The sequence below is a fragment of the Vibrio sp. 2130-1 genome (assembly GCF_033339515.1).
Window position 1 is genome coordinate 1 of sequence record NZ_JAWOUT010000500.1, and the last position, 588, is coordinate 588.

The 588-nt window shown below is 40.0% G+C and carries 1 protein-coding gene; it reads left to right on the forward strand.

Annotated elements, in window-relative coordinates; genetic code table 11:
• Window positions 1-588: hypothetical protein (locus tag R7Q09_RS27065; RefSeq protein ID WP_318144067.1), on the forward strand; the 588-nt coding region annotated here is incomplete at both ends.

The following is a 588-nucleotide window of genomic DNA, read 5'->3' on the forward strand; positions in this document are numbered from 1 at the left end:
GTGCTTGTCAACTCTACAACAAGACCACCAAACAGCGATGAACAAGTAATAAAAACTAATACTGGGGCAAAATCATTAAGTCAGCTAGTGTTAGATGAACTAAATGCTACAAGTATTAACTTTAGTGACCAGTTCACACCAAAAGATACTTTTGTTGGAATTTCAAGCTTTACGACGGTAGGTGCCTGGGCCGATAGTTCGAAATATTGGAAATCAACAACCACTGTAGAAGCCTCTACTTTGAATGTTAGAAGTGAAATCGATTTACCTTTAGTAGACGTAGAAGCTCCAGATGTTAATGTGCCAACAACAGAACAATTAACGTCTATATTCGATAAATCTAAGCAGAAAGCTTGGAATGAACAACGAGCCGCAAACTCAATCCAGGCGCAAGTCGAAATGTTTGAGGAAATTGCGCTTTCTGAGAACCAAAACTTTAATGCGAACCTAGATGTTGCACCAGACCTTGATGGTACTTCCTCTTCCTATAACCCTAATAGTGAACAGACATCCTCAGATGCGATACCGTCAAAAGACACAACAAGCCCTGACATAGGAAATACAGCTCCTGCAAACGAGATAAAGGAT